This is a genomic window from Allobosea sp. 05T438, assembly GCF_056396025.1.
This window is the reverse complement of record NZ_JBFTKQ010000010.1, coordinates 159,691-174,421: the sequence shown is the minus strand read 5'-3', so window position 1 is coordinate 174,421 and position 14,731 is coordinate 159,691. Positions and strand designations below refer to the sequence as shown.

17 protein-coding genes and 2 pseudogenes are annotated in these 14,731 nt (G+C 66.5%); 13 read left to right on the top strand and 6 right to left on the bottom strand.

Annotated elements, in window-relative coordinates; genetic code table 11:
• The first annotated feature begins 15 nt into the window (after positions 1 to 15).
• From AC1DIN_RS19840 to AC1DIN_RS19795, 10 genes and pseudogenes are all read left to right on the top strand, one after another.
• The gene (locus tag AC1DIN_RS19840; RefSeq protein WP_441471946.1) at positions 16 to 891 is read left to right on the top strand and encodes a branched-chain amino acid ABC transporter permease; all 876 of its coding nucleotides are present in this window, start codon (positions 16 to 18) and stop codon (positions 889 to 891) included.
• Positions 891 to 1,901, top strand: coding sequence for a branched-chain amino acid ABC transporter permease (locus AC1DIN_RS19835; RefSeq protein ID WP_476811035.1), 1,011 nt, complete (start codon positions 891 to 893; stop codon positions 1,899 to 1,901). The genes AC1DIN_RS19840 and AC1DIN_RS19835 overlap by 1 nt, the downstream gene beginning before the upstream one ends.
• Entirely contained in the window at positions 1,898 to 2,629 is a 732-nt protein-coding gene (locus AC1DIN_RS19830; RefSeq protein WP_476811034.1) for an ABC transporter ATP-binding protein, read from the top strand. The genes AC1DIN_RS19835 and AC1DIN_RS19830 overlap by 4 nt, the downstream gene beginning before the upstream one ends.
• Positions 2,626 to 3,336, top strand: coding sequence for an ABC transporter ATP-binding protein (locus AC1DIN_RS19825; protein ID WP_476811033.1), 711 nt, complete (start codon positions 2,626 to 2,628; stop codon positions 3,334 to 3,336). Before AC1DIN_RS19830 ends, AC1DIN_RS19825 begins: the two co-directional genes overlap by 4 nt.
• A gap of 4 nt (positions 3,337 to 3,340) precedes the next feature.
• Positions 3,341 to 4,867, top strand: a complete 1,527-nt coding sequence (locus tag AC1DIN_RS19820; RefSeq protein WP_476811032.1) for an AMP-binding protein — start codon at positions 3,341 to 3,343, stop codon at positions 4,865 to 4,867.
• A gap of 58 nt (positions 4,868 to 4,925) precedes the next feature.
• Entirely contained in the window at positions 4,926 to 5,957 is a 1,032-nt protein-coding gene (locus tag AC1DIN_RS19815) for a TRAP transporter substrate-binding protein (RefSeq protein ID WP_476811031.1), read from the top strand.
• 61 nt (positions 5,958 to 6,018) lie between these two features.
• On the top strand, positions 6,019 to 6,564 hold the full coding sequence (locus AC1DIN_RS19810; protein ID WP_476811030.1) for a TRAP transporter small permease: 546 nt from the start codon (positions 6,019 to 6,021) through the stop codon (positions 6,562 to 6,564).
• On the top strand, positions 6,561 to 7,853 hold the full coding sequence (locus AC1DIN_RS19805; protein ID WP_441471939.1) for a TRAP transporter large permease: 1,293 nt from the start codon (positions 6,561 to 6,563) through the stop codon (positions 7,851 to 7,853). Before AC1DIN_RS19810 ends, AC1DIN_RS19805 begins: the two co-directional genes overlap by 4 nt.
• A gap of 138 nt (positions 7,854 to 7,991) precedes the next feature.
• Entirely contained in the window at positions 7,992 to 8,189 is a 198-nt protein-coding gene (locus tag AC1DIN_RS19800; RefSeq protein ID WP_441471938.1) for a Clp protease/crotonase-like domain-containing protein, read from the top strand.
• A gap of 75 nt (positions 8,190 to 8,264) precedes the next feature.
• Positions 8,265 to 8,321 (top strand): annotated as a pseudogene (locus AC1DIN_RS19795) (hypothetical protein); the annotation flags it as partial.
• Positions 8,322 to 8,428: 107 nt separating this feature from the next.
• On the opposite strand, the pseudogene AC1DIN_RS19790 reads toward AC1DIN_RS19795, so the two are convergent.
• A pseudogene (locus AC1DIN_RS19790) lies at positions 8,429 to 8,548 on the bottom strand (IS3-like element ISMxa1 family transposase); the annotation flags it as partial.
• Between the two features lie 133 nt (positions 8,549 to 8,681).
• Between AC1DIN_RS19790 and AC1DIN_RS19785 the strand changes: the two are divergent.
• From AC1DIN_RS19785 to AC1DIN_RS19775, 3 genes are all read left to right on the top strand, one after another.
• Complete coding sequence (locus tag AC1DIN_RS19785; protein WP_476811029.1) at positions 8,682 to 9,584, top strand: DnaJ C-terminal domain-containing protein; 903 nt, start codon at positions 8,682 to 8,684, stop codon at positions 9,582 to 9,584.
• Complete coding sequence (locus AC1DIN_RS19780; protein ID WP_441471935.1) at positions 9,581 to 9,862, top strand: chaperone modulator CbpM; 282 nt, start codon at positions 9,581 to 9,583, stop codon at positions 9,860 to 9,862. The genes AC1DIN_RS19785 and AC1DIN_RS19780 overlap by 4 nt, the downstream gene beginning before the upstream one ends.
• A gap of 127 nt (positions 9,863 to 9,989) precedes the next feature.
• Positions 9,990 to 10,244: a DUF2171 domain-containing protein gene (locus AC1DIN_RS19775; protein WP_476811028.1), complete on the top strand. Its 255-nt coding sequence runs from the start codon at positions 9,990 to 9,992 to the stop codon at positions 10,242 to 10,244.
• Between the two features lie 634 nt (positions 10,245 to 10,878).
• Here the strand turns inward: AC1DIN_RS19775 and AC1DIN_RS19770 are convergent.
• From AC1DIN_RS19770 to AC1DIN_RS19750, 5 genes are read right to left on the bottom strand one after another with little or no spacing between them, the layout of a single operon-like run.
• The gene (locus tag AC1DIN_RS19770) at positions 10,879 to 11,790 is read right to left on the bottom strand and encodes a homocysteine S-methyltransferase family protein (RefSeq protein WP_476811027.1); all 912 of its coding nucleotides are present in this window, start codon (positions 11,788 to 11,790) and stop codon (positions 10,879 to 10,881) included.
• Positions 11,787 to 12,509 carry a GntR family transcriptional regulator gene (locus tag AC1DIN_RS19765; RefSeq protein WP_476811026.1) on the bottom strand — a complete coding sequence of 241 codons (723 nt, stop codon included), beginning with the start codon at positions 12,507 to 12,509 and terminating at the stop codon, positions 11,787 to 11,789. The genes AC1DIN_RS19770 and AC1DIN_RS19765 overlap by 4 nt, the downstream gene beginning before the upstream one ends.
• 10 nt (positions 12,510 to 12,519) lie before the next feature.
• Positions 12,520 to 13,293 (bottom strand): ABC transporter ATP-binding protein, encoded by a 774-nt coding sequence (locus tag AC1DIN_RS19760; RefSeq protein ID WP_476811025.1) that lies wholly within the window; start codon positions 13,291 to 13,293, stop codon positions 12,520 to 12,522.
• A complete protein-coding gene (locus AC1DIN_RS19755; protein WP_476811024.1) occupies positions 13,290 to 13,991 on the bottom strand; it encodes an ABC transporter permease in 702 nt (233 codons plus the stop codon). The genes AC1DIN_RS19760 and AC1DIN_RS19755 overlap by 4 nt, the downstream gene beginning before the upstream one ends.
• Before the next feature lie 2 nt (positions 13,992 to 13,993).
• Positions 13,994 to 14,719: an ABC transporter permease gene (locus AC1DIN_RS19750; protein WP_441471930.1), complete on the bottom strand. Its 726-nt coding sequence runs from the start codon at positions 14,717 to 14,719 to the stop codon at positions 13,994 to 13,996.
• Between the last annotated feature and the right edge of the window lie 12 nt (positions 14,720 to 14,731).

The following is a 14,731-nucleotide window of genomic DNA, read 5'->3' as shown; positions in this document are numbered from 1 at the left end:
TGCGCGAGGAGCCGCATGTCGACGACCATCTTTCTCCAGGCCATGCTCAGCGGGCTCACCAACGGAGCGATCTACGCGCTCGTCGCCGTGGGATTGACGCTGGTCTTCGGCGTCATGCGCATCGTCAACTTCGCCCATGGCGAGTTCCTGATGCTCGCGATGTATGGCGGCTACCTCGCCTTCACCTTCCTGGGAGTCGACCCGATCCTGGCCGTCTTCCTGGTCGCGCCCGTGCTGATGCTGATGGGCTATCTGCTCTTCGGCGGCCTGATCCGCCCGGCGCTGAAGGTGCCGGAGATCAACCAGATGGCGGTCACGCTCGGCCTGTCGCTGTTGTTGCAGTATCTCGCGCTCGTCGTCTTCAAGGCCGACAACCTGCTGGTGACGCAAGAGCGTTCCACCGCGAGCATCTGGCTCGGTCCGGTGCTGATCCAGATGCCGCAGGCGATCGCCGCTCTCGCCTCGATCATCCTGCTCGGGCTGTTCTACGTTGTCCTGCGCAAGACCGATCTCGGCCTGATCATGCGCGTCGTCTCGCAGTCGCGCGACGGCGCGGCGCTCTCCGGCATCGATATCGGCGGCACCTATCGCTGGGCGATGGCGATCGGCCTCGGCACGCTCGGAATCGCCGGGCCGCTGATGGTCTCGGCGCTCTACGTCAACCCGCATGTAGGCCAGCTATTCACCCTGAAGGCCTTCGTCATCGTCATTGTCGGCGGCATGGGCTCCTTCGGCGGCGTGCTGATCGGGGCGCTGCTGGTCGGCATCGCCGAGAGCATCGCTGCGTCCTGGCTGACCGCCTCGGTCGCCGCTGCCGTGCCCTTTGCGCTGCTGATCCTGGTCATGCTGCTGCGGCCGGAAGGCCTCGTCCCGGCGGGAGGGTCGCGCTGATGCTCCGCCGTTTCCTGCCGGCGCTGGTGCCGACACTGCTCGCGATCGTCGGCTTCGGCTTCAGCCTCACCGACCCGTATTTCATGGAAATCTTCATCATGGTCGGGTTGATCGGCACCGTGGCCGTCGCCTGGAACCTGATGGCGGGTTTCACTGGCCTGGTCTCGCTCGGCCATTCGCTGTTCTTCGGCATCGGCGCCTACACCGTCGCCTACGGCCAGGTCGGCTTCGGGCTCGGCCCACTCGCGACCTGGCCGATCGCGGTCCTGCTGGCTGTCGCGAGCGCGCTCTTCATCGGGCTGCTTTGCTTCCGCTATGGGCTGCGGGGCTATTTCTTCTCGATCGCCACGCTTGCCTTCAGCGAGGTGGCATTCCTGCTCGTCTCGTCCGCGCTCTGGCTTGGCCGGTCCGACGGCATGATGCTGCCTTCCTCCTCCGAGACGCTGCGCTACCTGCAGTTCGACCAGAAATGGCCCTATGGCCTGATCATCGTCGCCTTCCTCGCCCTGACGCTTATCCTCTCCCAGGCGTTCCTGACGGCCCGGCCAGGGTATTACTGGCGCGCCCTGCGCGACAATGAGGGGGCGGCTGAAGCGCTCGGTGTGCCGGCGATGCGCTACAAGCTGGTGGTCTTCGCTCTCAGTGCCGCGCTGACCGCGCTCGGCGGCGCGATCTTCGCCAACACCTTCGCCTTCGTCGATCCGCGCTCGACGCTCGGCGTCGAGCTCTCGATCCAGCTGCTGGTCTTCGGCATCATCGGCGGCCTCGGCCTGCTCTGGGGGCCTCTGCTCGGCGCCGCGCTGCTGATCCCGGCCGGCGAGCTGCTGCGGACCTATCTCGGCTCCAGCTTCCACGGGGTCAACATCGTCGCCTATGCGCTGCTGATGATCGTGCTGGCGCTGGTGCTGCCGCAAGGGCTCGGCGGCGTGCTGAGCGCGCGCCTCCGGCGGATCCTTCCGGGGAAGCGGAACGCGGCCGGGAGGGCCCTCGCCATGGAGGCGGCACCGTGAGCCAGCAGCAGCCACTGCTCGCCGTCGCAGGGCTCGGCAAGTCGTTCGGTGGGCTAAAGGCCGTCTCCGATGTCGGCTTCACGGTGATGCCCGGCGAGATCTTCGGCATCATCGGGCCGAACGGCGCCGGCAAGACGACCCTGTTCAATTGCCTGTCGGGGCTGCTGCCACTGTCTGCCGGCACGGTGCTTCTCGACGGGCGCCGCATCGACGGCCTGCGCCCGCACGAGATCTGCCGGCTCGGCCTCGCCCGGACGTTCCAGATCGTACGCCCCTTCCACGGGATGAGCGTGCTGGAGAACGTCAAGGTCGCGGCCTTCGCCCGTCACCCCGCATCCGCCGCCGCCGAGCAGCATGCCCGGCTGGCATTGGGGCGGGTCGGCATGACGCATCTCGCCGATCTCGACGCCGAGCGGCTCAGCGTCGCCGAGATGCGCCGCCTCGAGATCGCGCGCGCCATCGCGACGGAGCCGCGCCTGCTGCTGCTCGACGAGATGCTGGCCGGCCTGACCGCGACGGAGGCAGCCTCACTCTGCGAACAGATCCGGCGGATCAACGCGGAAGGGGTCACCATCATGATGGTCGAGCATTCCGTGCCGATCATCAGCGAACTCTGCGGAAACTCCATCGTGCTCAATTTCGGCGAGATGCTGGCAATAGGCGCAACCCGCGCGGTGCTGGCCGATGCCCAGGTGCAGGAAGCCTATCTCGGGAGTGCCGTCTCGTGAGCCGCCTCGTCCTGCAAGGCGTTGCCACCGGATACGGCAAGGCCAATGTCATCCGCGGCATCGACCTGACCATCGAAAGCGGCCGGCGCGTCGCGCTGATCGGCTCCAACGGCGCGGGTAAAAGCACGATCGTCAAGGCGATCAACGGTCTGCTGCCCACGCGCATCGGCACAATCGCCTGGGACGGAACCACGCTCGGCGCGATGAAGGCCTCCGACAGGACGCGCGCCGGGATCGGCACGGTGCCGGAGGGGCGGATGCTCTTCCCCGAATGCACGGTGAAGGAGAACCTCGTCGCAGCCAGCACCTTCGGAAGCGCGAAGGAGCATCGCGAGCAGGGGCTTGAGCGAGTCTACGGGCTGTTCCCGCGCCTGCGTGAGCGCGCCGGCCAGCGCACCGGCACACTCTCCGGCGGAGAGCAGCAGATGGTCGCGATCGGCCGGGCGCTTATGACGCGCCCGCGCCTGCTCGTCCTCGACGAACCCTCGATCGGCCTCGCCCCCAAGGTCGTCGCTGAAATCTTCGAGGTCCTGAGCACGCTCACCCGGGAGGGGCTCAGCCTGCTTCTGGTCGAGCAGAACGTCCACCTCAGCTTGCGCTCTGTCGACGAAGGCTATGTCCTGCGCCAGGGCGAGATCGTCTTGCGCGGAGAAGCGGCTCAGCTGCTGGCCGACCCCCAGGTTCGCGCGGCCTATCTGGGACAATGACGCCATGAACATCGCATCCCTCCTCCGCCGCGCCGCCAAATTGACCCCCGGCCGCATCGCCGTCTACGAGGGCACGGCGCCGGTCTGGAGCTATGCGGAATGGGCTGCGCTGGCGGCGCGGCTCGCAGGGGGGCTCGTCGAAGGCCACGGCCTCCGGCCCGGCGATCGGGTCGCGCTGGTGATGCGCAACTGCCCCGACTATCTCGCGCTGCTCTTCGCCTGCTGGCGCGCCGGGCTGATCTGCGTGCCGGTGAACGCGAAGCTCCACGCCAGGGAGGTCGCTCATATCCTCGACGACTCCGGCGCGGCCCTCGTCTTCTCCACGGCGGATCTGGCCGGCACGGTCTCGGAGGCGCTGGGCTTCATGCGGGAGCGCCTGCCCCCGGTCGTCGCCATCGGCAGCCGGGATCATCGCACTCTCGCTCGATCGGAGGAAGCTGCTGAACGCGATGTCATCGCTGGCGATCCGGCCTGGCTGTTCTACACCAGCGGCACGACGGGCCGTTCGAAGGGGGCGGTGCTCTCCCACCGCAACCTGTTAGCGATGACGCTGGGCTACCTGGCAGAGGTCGACACGGTTTCGCCCGGGGATTGCATCCTGCACCCGGCGCCGCTCTCGCATGGCTCGGGTCTCTATGCCTTGCCGCATGTCGCCGGCATGGCTGCCCAGGTCGTGCCCGAGAGCGGCCGGTTCGACCCGGCCGAGCTCGCCTCGCTGCTGCGCAGCCATCGAGGCTGCGCCTTCTTCGCCGCGCCGACGATCGTTACCCGCCTGATGAATGCCGGCGTGATTGGCGATGCCGAACGCGCAGGCCTGAAGACGATCATCTATGGCGGAGGTCCGATGTATGTGGAGGACAGCCGGCGTGCGCTCGAGGTATTCGGCCAACGCCTCGTCCAGATCTACGGTCAGGGCGAAAGCCCGATGACGATCACGGTGCTGCCGCGCGGCCTTCACAAGGATACGGGCGACGGTCTGCTCGATCACCGGCTCGGGTCCGTCGGCTATGCGCAGGCCATCGTCTCCCTGCGGGTCGTCGGCAGTGACGGCGCGTCCTTGCCCGCCGGCGAGGTCGGGGAAGTTCTGGTCCGCGGCGACAGCGTCATGAGCGGATACTGGAACAATCCGGAGGCGACCGCGGCGGCGCTGCACGACGGCTGGCTTCATACCGGAGATCTCGGTTCGCTCGACGAGCATGGCCTGCTGACGCTGAAGGACCGTTCCAAGGATGTGATCATCTCCGGCGGCGTGAACATCTATCCGCGCGAGGTCGAGGAGGTGCTGCTCCTGCACCCGGCCGTCGCGGAAGTCGCGGTCTTCGGGCGCAGACACCCGGATTGGGGCGAGGAAGTCGTCGCGGCGCTCAGCCTGCATGAAGGCGCTTCCGTCGTCACCGCAGAGCTGGACGCCCTGTGCGAGGCTCACATCGCTCGCTTCAAGAAGCCCAAGCAATACCGGTTCTTCGAGGCCCTGCCGAAGAACTCCTACGGCAAGATCCTGAAGACGGAGCTGCGCCGACAGGCCGGTTGAGCCACCCACCTCAAGAGCGCGGCCGCAACGCGCCCCCATTCGAGACGGAGGACAACACATGAACAGGACCCTGATGGCGGCATGCCTTGCCGCGACGGCGCTCGGCGTGCTGAGCGCCTCCGTCCAGGCGGAGACCCGCAAGCTGCGCGTGGCGGATTCCTTCCCCGCGGGTCATTACCTCGTGAAGCTGATCATCCAGCCCTGGATGGCGGAGGTCACCAAGCGCACGAACGGCGGCGTCACTTTTGACTATTTCCCGAGCCAGCAGATCGGCAAGGCGGCTGACATGTTGAAGCTGACGCAATCGGGCGTGGTCGATATCGGCTATGTCGCGCCGGCCTATGTGTCGGACAAGATGGTGGCTTCCGAGGTCGCGATGCTGCCGGGCGGCTTCACCGCGGCTTGCCAAGGCACGAAGGCCTATCTGGAAACGGCGCGCAACGGGCTCGTGGCGGCCGAGGACTACACGCCCAACAAGATCAAGCTGCTGCTCGCCGTCGCGCTGCCGCCTTATCAGATTCTGACGGTGAAGGCGCCTGTGGCATCCGATGCGGACCTGAAGGGACTGAAGCTACGCACGACAGGCGGCGCGCAGGACCTGACCCTGCGCAGCATCGGTGCGACGCCGGTGCGCATGGCCGCGCCCGACACCTACGAGTCGCTCTCGCGCGGCACGCTCGACGGCGTGCTGTTCCCGCTCGACAGCGTGATCTCCTACAATGTCGACAAGCTGGTGAAGCACTCCACCGAAGGCGAGAATTTCGGCAGCTTCATCGTCGCTTATTCGATCAGCGACGCCGCCTGGAGCAAGCTTGCCCCCGAGACGCAGAAGGCCATGGCCGAGGCGGCTGAGGTCGTTAACAAGAGCGCCTGCGCCGAGGTCGATCGCCAGGACGACGAGACCCGGCAGAAGCTGAAGACATCCGGCGTCACTTTCGCTCCTCTGCCGGCAGCGATGCATGCCAGCATAGCAGGCAAGCTCAGCGCGGTCGGTGACGAATGGGCCAAGGGCCTCGACGGGCGCGGCAAGAAGGGCAGCGAGGTGCTGAAGGAGTTCCGGGCTCTGCTGAAGAAGCAGGCTGGCGGCTGAGCTGCCGCAAATGGCGCGGGAGCTCAGCCCGCGTCGCCTGCCTCTGCCGAAAGGAACTCAGATGAAGTCGGTCCTGCGTGCGTTGTCCGTAGTCGAGAATGCTCTCGGCTGGCTGTCGGCTGCCGCGATGTTCGTGATCATGTTGATCGTCTTCTGCGACGTCATCATGCGCTACTTCTTCCACAGCCCGCTGTCCTGGGCCTATGACCTGATCTCGCTCTATCTCGTCGCCGCCGTCTTCTTTCTCTCGCTGTCGGCCGCCTATACCGAGGGAGCACATGTCAATGTCGATATCCTGCAGCAGGCCTTTCCGCCCAGCACGATCCGGCTGACGGAACTCGTCACCGCGGCGATCGGCGCACTCGTCTTCGCGCTCATCACCTATTTCGGTGCGCTGAGGACGATCGATGCCTATGCCTCCCGCGACGTGCTGTCGGGTGCCATTCCCTGGCCGACATGGCCGTCGCTCGCGCTGGTGCCGCTCGGTTGCGGGCTCATGACGGTGCGGCTCGCAGTCCAGTTCATCGCCCAGTTGCTCAGTCTCGCCACGGGCCGGGATTTCGTGCCGGTCAGGATCGGGCATGGCGAGGGAGAACATTTCGAATGATCGTCGCCATCGGACTGGGCGTGCTGTTCTTCCTGCTCGCCATCGGCACACCTGTTGGCTTTGCCATGATCGCATCGGGCGTCCTTGGCCTGTGGCTGGTGGGCGGCATGTCGATGCTCTCGGGCATCCTTGAGACGGCGCCGCTCTCGACCGTCGGAGCCTATGAGCTCATCACCATCCCGATGTTCCTGCTGATGGCCGAGCTCGTGCTCCTCAGCGGCGTCGCCGACGACCTCTTCCGCGCGACGGCAGCGTGGATGGGGCGGGTGCGGGGTGGTTTGGCCATGGCGACGGCGCTGGCCGGCGCCGGCTTCGGCGCCATCTGCGGCACGAGCACCGCCTCGGCTGCGACGCTTTCGGCGACGAGCCTGCCGGCCATGCTCAAGCAGGGTTACGAGCCGGCGATGGCCGGCGGCGTCGTCGCGATCTCCGGCACCCTCGCAATGCTGATCCCGCCCAGTGTCGCGCTCGTCATCTTCGGCTTGCTTGCCGAGGTTAATATCGGCGCGCTGCTGATCGGCGGCATCATTCCCGGCATCCTCGTCATGCTCACGATCATGGCGACGGTCTACGTACTGGTGCTGCTCGACCCCTCCCGCGCCCCGCCGGCAAAACCCGTCCCGTGGCGCGAGAAGATCGCCTGGCTCAGGGTTGTCGGCCCTATGGTCGTCCTGTTCGGAGCAGTGACCGGCGTCATCTATACCGGTATCGCCACGCCAACAGAGGCTTCGGCGCTCGGCGCCGCCGGCGCGCTCGCCATTGCGGCCTGGTACGGCAAGGTCACGCTACCGGCGCTGGTGCGCGTCTTGCGCCGCTCCGCCAACGGCACCTGCATGATCGTGATGATCCTGCTCGGCGCCCAGATCTTCGGCTATTTCTTCACGCTGACCCAGGTCACACAGACGCTCGTCGGCTGGGTGGGCGCGCTCGAGGTCTCGCGCTGGCTGATCATCGCGCTCATCCTGTGCGGCTACATCATCCTCGGCATGTTCATGGACCAGATCGCGATCCTGGTCCTGACCGTGCCGATCGTCCTGCCGCTGATCAAGGTGCTCGGCTTCGACCCCCTCTGGTTCGGCATCATCAAGATCGTCACCGCGGAAGTCGGGATGATCACGCCACCGATCGGGCTCAACTGTTTCGTCGTTGCGCGCTATTCGGGGCGGCCGGTGCAGGAGATCTTCCGCGGTTCGCTGCCGCACTTCATCGCCCACATCGTCGTCATCGCGGTTCTGGTCGCGTGGCCGGAGATCATCCTCTGGCTGCCGCGCAAGATGATGGCCGGCTGACGGCCCTTCTCTCACGCATTTCAGCAGTTCAACGTGGCGCAAAATGACCGAAGCGGTTCGCTCCCGGGACGACCCTCAGGGGATCGTCACCCTGCCTCTGAACAGGCCGAGCTCCGTAATCCGATCTCGGATGAGGATATGGTCGCAGCGCTGCTTGCCGCGTGGGATAGGCTCCAAGCCGATGCGGCTGCCCGCGTCGCGATCCTGACCGGAGCCGGCACGGCATCCTCCTGCGGCAGCAATCTGAAGAAGATGGGCAGCGGCAGCGGCCTCAACGATCGGCTGCTGGTGCGAACGCGGGGCAATTATCGCAGCGGAATCCAGAACCTGCCCTGACGCTCGAAGCGCTCGAAATCCCGATCATCGCGGCGGTCAACGGGGCGGCGATCGGCGGGCTGCGACCTGACATTGATGTGCGACCTTCGCATCGCCTCCGAGAATGCGAGCTTCGGTGAGAATTTCGTCAAGCTTGGCCTGATTCCGGGAGATGGCGGAGCCTGGTTTCTGCCGCGTGTTGTGGGCAGAAGGCCAAGGCTCCGATGCTGCCGACAGGGCTTTTTAAGAGGCCAGTTTCGGAAGCGATGCCGATCGAGCAGTTCGCATTCCAATGTCGCGAAGAAGCCCTCGCACATGGCGTTGTCATAGGCGTGGCCGACGGAGCCGGTCGATGGCCTCACGCCGGCGTCCTTGCAGCGGGTGACGCTGTGCCGTTGCGGCAGGTCGGGGCACAAGTCATTCTGAGATGGACGCATGCCGCTATCAAATTTCACGCGAAGTGACACAATTCGCCTCGCACCTTCGCCACCGAATAGGCCTTCGGAGTAACCCGTGAAAAATCCCTACGAGGTTCTCGGCGTTGCCTCGACGGCTTCACCCGCCGAGATCCAAAGCGCCTATCGCAAGCTGGCGAAAAAGCTGCACCCTGACCTCAACCCCGGCGACAAGACCGCCGAGGACAAATTCAAGGAGGTGGCGGCCGCCTATGATCTGCTGAGCGATACCGACAAGCGCCGGCGTTTCGACGCAGGCGATATCGACGCCTCTGGCGCCGAACGGCCGCAGCACCATTACTATCGGGATTTTGCGACCTCGTCTCAGGGAGACCCCTATGCCGATGCCTCCGGCTTTGCGGACTTCATGGATCAGGACGATGCCTTCGCCGAGCTTCTCCGGCGCAGCCAGAGGGCGCGGGCGAACCGGCGTGGGCAGGATCTGCACTACCATCTGGTGATCGACTTTGCCGATTCGATCACCGGCGGAACCAAGCGACTCGATCTGCCGGATGGCAGCACGATTGACGTGAAGATCCCGCCGGGCCTCGTCGATGGCCAGACGCTCCGGCTGAAAGGCAAGGGCGCACCCGGCGCAGGCAAGGGCGGGGCGGGGGACGCGCTGATCGAGGTCGAGGTCCGGCCGGATCGCCGCTTCACCCGCGAGGGTGACGACATCACATTCGAGCTGCCAGTCTCGCTCACGGAGGCGGTTCTCGGCGGACAGGTCAGGGTGCCAACGCCGACGGGCGACGTCACGATGTCTGTGCCGAAGGGATCGAACGCTGGGACCCGGCTGCGATTGCGCGGCAGGGGAGCCCCGAAGCGGGGTGGTGGCCAGGGCGATCAGTTCGTCAAGCTGAAGGTGGTGCTGCCGAAGACTGTGGATCCTGAGCTCGAAGCCTTCGTGTCGAGCTGGAAGGCCAAGGACTACGATCCGCGCGAGGGCGGTGTGTCATGAGGATGACCAAGCAGGAGTTCCTGATCTCATCGGGGCTGCAGGCGCAGGTGCTGGAGTTCTGGCTGGAGCAGCGCTGGCTGGTCCCGGAGGAGGCGGACGGCGAGATGCATTTCCACGATATCGACATCGCGCGCGCCCGTCTCATTCGGCAGCTCAAGGACGATATCGGCGCCAACGACGAGGGCATCGATGTGATCTTGAATCTCATGGACCAGGTCCACGGGCTGCGGCGCGTCCTCGCCGAACTACGGGAGGGAATGAAGGAGCGCCAGGGTTGAGGCACGCCACTGGCGAAACGCATGGAACCCGTCCGAGCCGCCGGTGGTTACGGCTGGAGCCGCGGGCGGCGTGACCGCCGGCACAGCGTTCGAGCGTGGCCACGCTTCAAACCAGGAGGAGTTCAGGATGACGGACGAGATCAGGGAGAACATGGAACTCATCGGCGCCGACGGCGTCCATGTCGGAACGGTCGATCGAGTCGAGGGAGGGCGCATCAAGCTCAAGAAAAGCGATGCTTACGGCCGTCATGAGGGCCACCATCACTACATTGAGCTCGGCTTCGTCGCCGGTGTCCAAGGCGACAAGGTGCGCCTTTCCGCCAATGCGGATATCGCCGTGAAGCTTGAGGAGGAGGGATCGGGAAAGCCGGTCGATCTGTGAAGAAACCAGCGACTTCACATCCTGCATGACGCCGGGCCACCAATTCCTTCGGGTTATTTTTGTGGCCGCCGTGTCGCACCATCATCAGCATCAAGCCCGGGCGACCGGCTTGATTTGAATGAAGGTTATCGAGTTGGTCGTCGACTAAATCAGGCGTTCCTTCCATGATTTCGCAGCCCGTCGTGGCGTTGCTGACGTAAGCGCCGCGCCAGTGGCTTACGGATTTGGGGTCGAGGTTTTCCGGACGCGCCATGGCGTGAGATCTTCGACAGCGCTTTGTGGTGGCCGTTGATGATGGCTCCCGCGGATCGGCGGCTCTCTCTCCGGGCAAGCCGGGAAATGGATGGTGGATGAACCAGGGTGCAGCCAGCTATCCCCTGTCGCGGACGGGCGGGCGACGAAAAGATCGGCTCGGTATCTCACATTCATGGAGCGGGGCCGACGAGCCAAGTTGTCGTCGAGTCGGCGGCTTCTCTTATGGCCGCCGCCGTGCAGCCCATCCGCTGGATTGGCTAATCGAGTTGATAGCAAACAGGTCTGCTTCCGGCCCAAGGCGGCTTTTGCGGCCCCACTCTGGTAACCAGTCGGCCGTGCGCCAGATGCGGAACTTGGCACACTGCCGGTAAGCGCGCGTTCAATCAGCCCTTAATTCGGTGTGCAGCGCGCAGATCGCGTCGGGGCCGATGCCGCAGCATCCGCCGATGATACGGGCGCCGCGGCGCCGCCAGTCCCGCCCGAAGTCGCGATAGCGCAGCGGCCCGACATCGTCGCGCAGATCGCTCAGGCCCTCGTTGGCCGCGGCATCTCCGGTCTTTTCGGGGAAGGCATTGGCATAGACGCCGATCGGAAGCTCGGCGTCGCCGAGCACGGAGCGGGCGACGTCGACGGCCGGGCCCATGACCTCCGGCAGGCTGCAGTTGAAGAGCACGGCGGCGGCACCAGCGTCGCGGACGGCGGCGACGGCTTCCGCGACGAATTCGCCGGAGCGCAGCACGGGCAGGCCGCCGGCCGCGCCCTCGTCCTGCAGCGTGAAGGACGCCCAGATCGGCTTGCCGGTGGGGCGCACGGCGGCGCAGGCCGCCAGCGCCTCGGCGATGCAGCTTTGCGTCTCGGCGAGGAAGTGATCGACGGAGGGGAGAAGCGCCTCGATCAGCACCGCCAGCAGGGAGGGCGCCCGCGCCGGATCGAAGAGATCGGGGCGGTAGGAGCCGAACAGCGGCGGCAGCGAGCCGGCGACGGCGATGCCGCGGCCGCTGCGCAGCCTCTCCTCATCGGCAGCGCGACGGGCCAGTTCGCCGGACAGCGCGGCGAGACGCGCGCCGTCCTGCGCGAAGCGCTCCTCGCCGATATGGAAGGGCACGACCGCGTAGCTGTTGGTGGTGATGACCGTGGCGCCTGCCTCGATGAAGGCGCGATGCGCCGCGACGACCGTTTCCGGCGCTTCCATGAGCGCCAGCGCTGACCATTCCGGCTGCCGGAACGGGGCGCCCATGCGCTTCAGCTCGCGGCCCATGCCGCCATCGAGGACGATCATTCTCTCGTTCATGTCGGATCGCGTGTCCTCTTTGCGGCTTCTGAACCTATGTCGCCCACTGAGACCAGACTGCGGTATCCTTCGAGATCGGCGGCGAGACTGGGATCGATATGGGCGCGCACGGCGCGCTCCGCCTCGTCGGGCGTGCCGCGCATCACGCCCTCGAACAGGGCGCGGTGATCGGCTTCCAGCGGAAAACGCGCGGGCCAATGCATCTCCGACCAGCGGTAGAGCCATTCCATCTTAGTGGAGAGGGCAGCGTATCGCTTGATCAGATGGCGGTGGCCGGTCGCCTCAACGATCGCTCGGTGAAAGCCGAGATCGGCCGCGACGCGGTCGTCGATCGAACTCGCTTCCGCCGGCGCCAGCTTCGCGAAGGCGGCGGCCAGCAGCTCTCGGGGCCGCGTCTCGCCGCGGTCGGCCAGGATGCGCGCCGCCAGCCCCTCCATCGCTTCCCGTAGGGTGTAGATTTCCCAGATCACCTGGTCGTTGAGGCTGGCGACGCGCCAGTTCGAATAGGGCGCGCGGACCACGAGTTCGTCGGCCTCCAGCGCGAACAGGGCGGTCCGCACCGTGCCGCGCCCGACCCCGAGGCGGCCTGCCAGCGCGATCTCGGTCAGCACCTCGTCCGGCAGCAGCCGGCCGCGGACGATGTCATCGCGCAGGCGGCGCATCGCCATATCGGCGAGGCTGAGCCGCTCGATCGGCTGCTGGTCGTCGGTCAGGGGCACTGGCCGCTCCTCACACGCCGCTGCGATGCATGCCGACGAAGCGGCGGCAGCGCTCCGACTGCGGATCGAGGAAGACCTGCTCGGGCGGGCCCTGTTCCTCGACGCGCCCGTCCTGGAGATAGATGGCGTGGTTGGAGACCTCGCGCGCAAAGGTCATCTCATGGGTCACGATCAGCATCGTGCGGCCCTCTTCGGCCAAGGCCCGGATGACGCGCAGCACTTCGCCGACCAGTTCCGGGTCGAGGGCCGAGGTCGGCTCGTCGAAGAGCAGCGCGCGGGGCCGCATCGCCAAAGCGCGGGCGATGGCGACGCGTTGCTGCTGGCCGCCGGAGAGATGGGCCGGCCAGGCGTCGAACTTGTCGGAGAGCCCGACCTTGGCGAGCATCGCCTCAGCCTCCTCGCGGCATTCGGCGCGCGGCCGCCCCTGGACGTGGAGCGGGACCTCCATGACGTTCTGCAGCGCCGTCATATGCGGCCAGAGATTGAAGCTCTGGAAGACGAAGCCGAGCTGGCCGCGCAGCCGGCGCACGGTCTGCCGCTCGGCCCGCGAGAAGCGATGGCCGGCATTCCTGATGCGGATCTGCGCATCGCCGACGCTGACCTCGCCCCGATCCGGGATTTCGAGCAGCGGGATGCAGCGCAGCAGCGTGCTCTTGCCCGAGCCGCTCGCGCCGATGATGGCGATCACGTCGCCGTCGCGGGCGGCGAGGTCGACCCCGCGCAGCACCTCCTGCCCGCCAAAGCTCTTTCGGATGTCGGTCAGCCTGACCGTGATCGGCTTCATGCCACGCTCCGGGCGCCGGTCGGCCGGCGATAGGGGGAGAGGTGCTGCTCGAGCCAATCGACCGCCCGGGCGATCACCGTCACCAAGACGAGATAGATCACCGCCGCGCACAGGAAGATCTCGATGGCGCGGTAGGTTTCGGAGACTTCCGCGCGCGCGATGCCGGTGATCTCCATCAGCGTCACGACGCTGGCGAGCGAGGTCGCCTTGACCATGCTGGTGATCTCCGCGCCATAGGCCGGCAGCGCCTGGCGGAAAGCGAGGGGGAGCACAATCCGGCGCAGCATGGTCAGGCGCGTCATGCCGGAGACGCGCGCGGCCTCGATCGCACCCGTGGAAACGGCGCGAAGGCCGCCGCGCAGGATCTCGGAGGTATAGGCGGCGTCGTTCAGCATCAGCGCGAGGACGGCGCAGACATACGGCTCGCGCAGCAGCGGCCAGAGCGGCGAGTGACGCACCGCCGGAAACTGGGCGAGACCGTAATAGATCAGGAAGATCTGGATCAGCAGCGGCGTGCCGCGGAAGATGTAGACGTAGAAGTCGGCGATCCGCGCGCCGATCCAGGAGGAGGCGCGCAAGCCCGACAGCCCCAGCGCGATAAGGCCGCCGCCGAGAAGCGCCAGCACCGCCAGGAGCAGCGTCAGCGGCAGCCCGGCGAGCAGCTTGGGAAAGATCTGGGCGATGAATGCGATATCCATCGCTACCCCCTGCCGGTCGTTGCTGCCTGCCCCCGCATCGAGCGCCATTCGGCGATGCGGAAGAGGAAGCCGGAGACCGTGGTGATGGCGAGATAGATCCCGCCGCCGGCGAGGAAGAACAGGAAGGGCAGCTCGGTCGAGTTCGCGGCCACCGTCACCGCGCGCAGCGTCTCGACGAGCCCGGTGACCGAGACCAGCGCCGATTCCTTGATGACCGACTGCCACTGGTTGCCGAGGCCCGGCAGCGCGGTGCGCAGGGCCAGCGGGGCGATGATGCGCCGGAACATCGTCCAGCGGCCCATGCCGGTGACGCGCGCCGCCTCTAGCGTTCCGGGCGCGATGGCATGGAAGGCGCCGCGCAGCACTTCCGCCTGCGTGGCGCCTGAAAGCAGGCCGATCGCGAGGCAGCCGGCGGCAAAGCCGCTGATCTCGACCGGACCGACATGACCGAACTGCTTGGCGACGGTGGACGCGATCTGCCGGCCGCCGAAATAAAAGAGATAGATGACCAGCAGATCCGGGATGCCGCGCATCACCACGCCATAGCCCTGCGCGAGGCGTTGCACCGGCGCGGAGCCGGCGATCCGCGCCCAGGCGCAGAGCGTGCCCAGCCCGAGCCCGAGCGCGAAGGCGCTGGCCGAGACGGCGAGCGTCATCAGCCCGCCGTTCAGCAGAGCATGGCCCCAGCCCTCCGGGCCGAAGCCGAGCAATGTCAGGCTGTCATCCATCTCGTCCTGCCC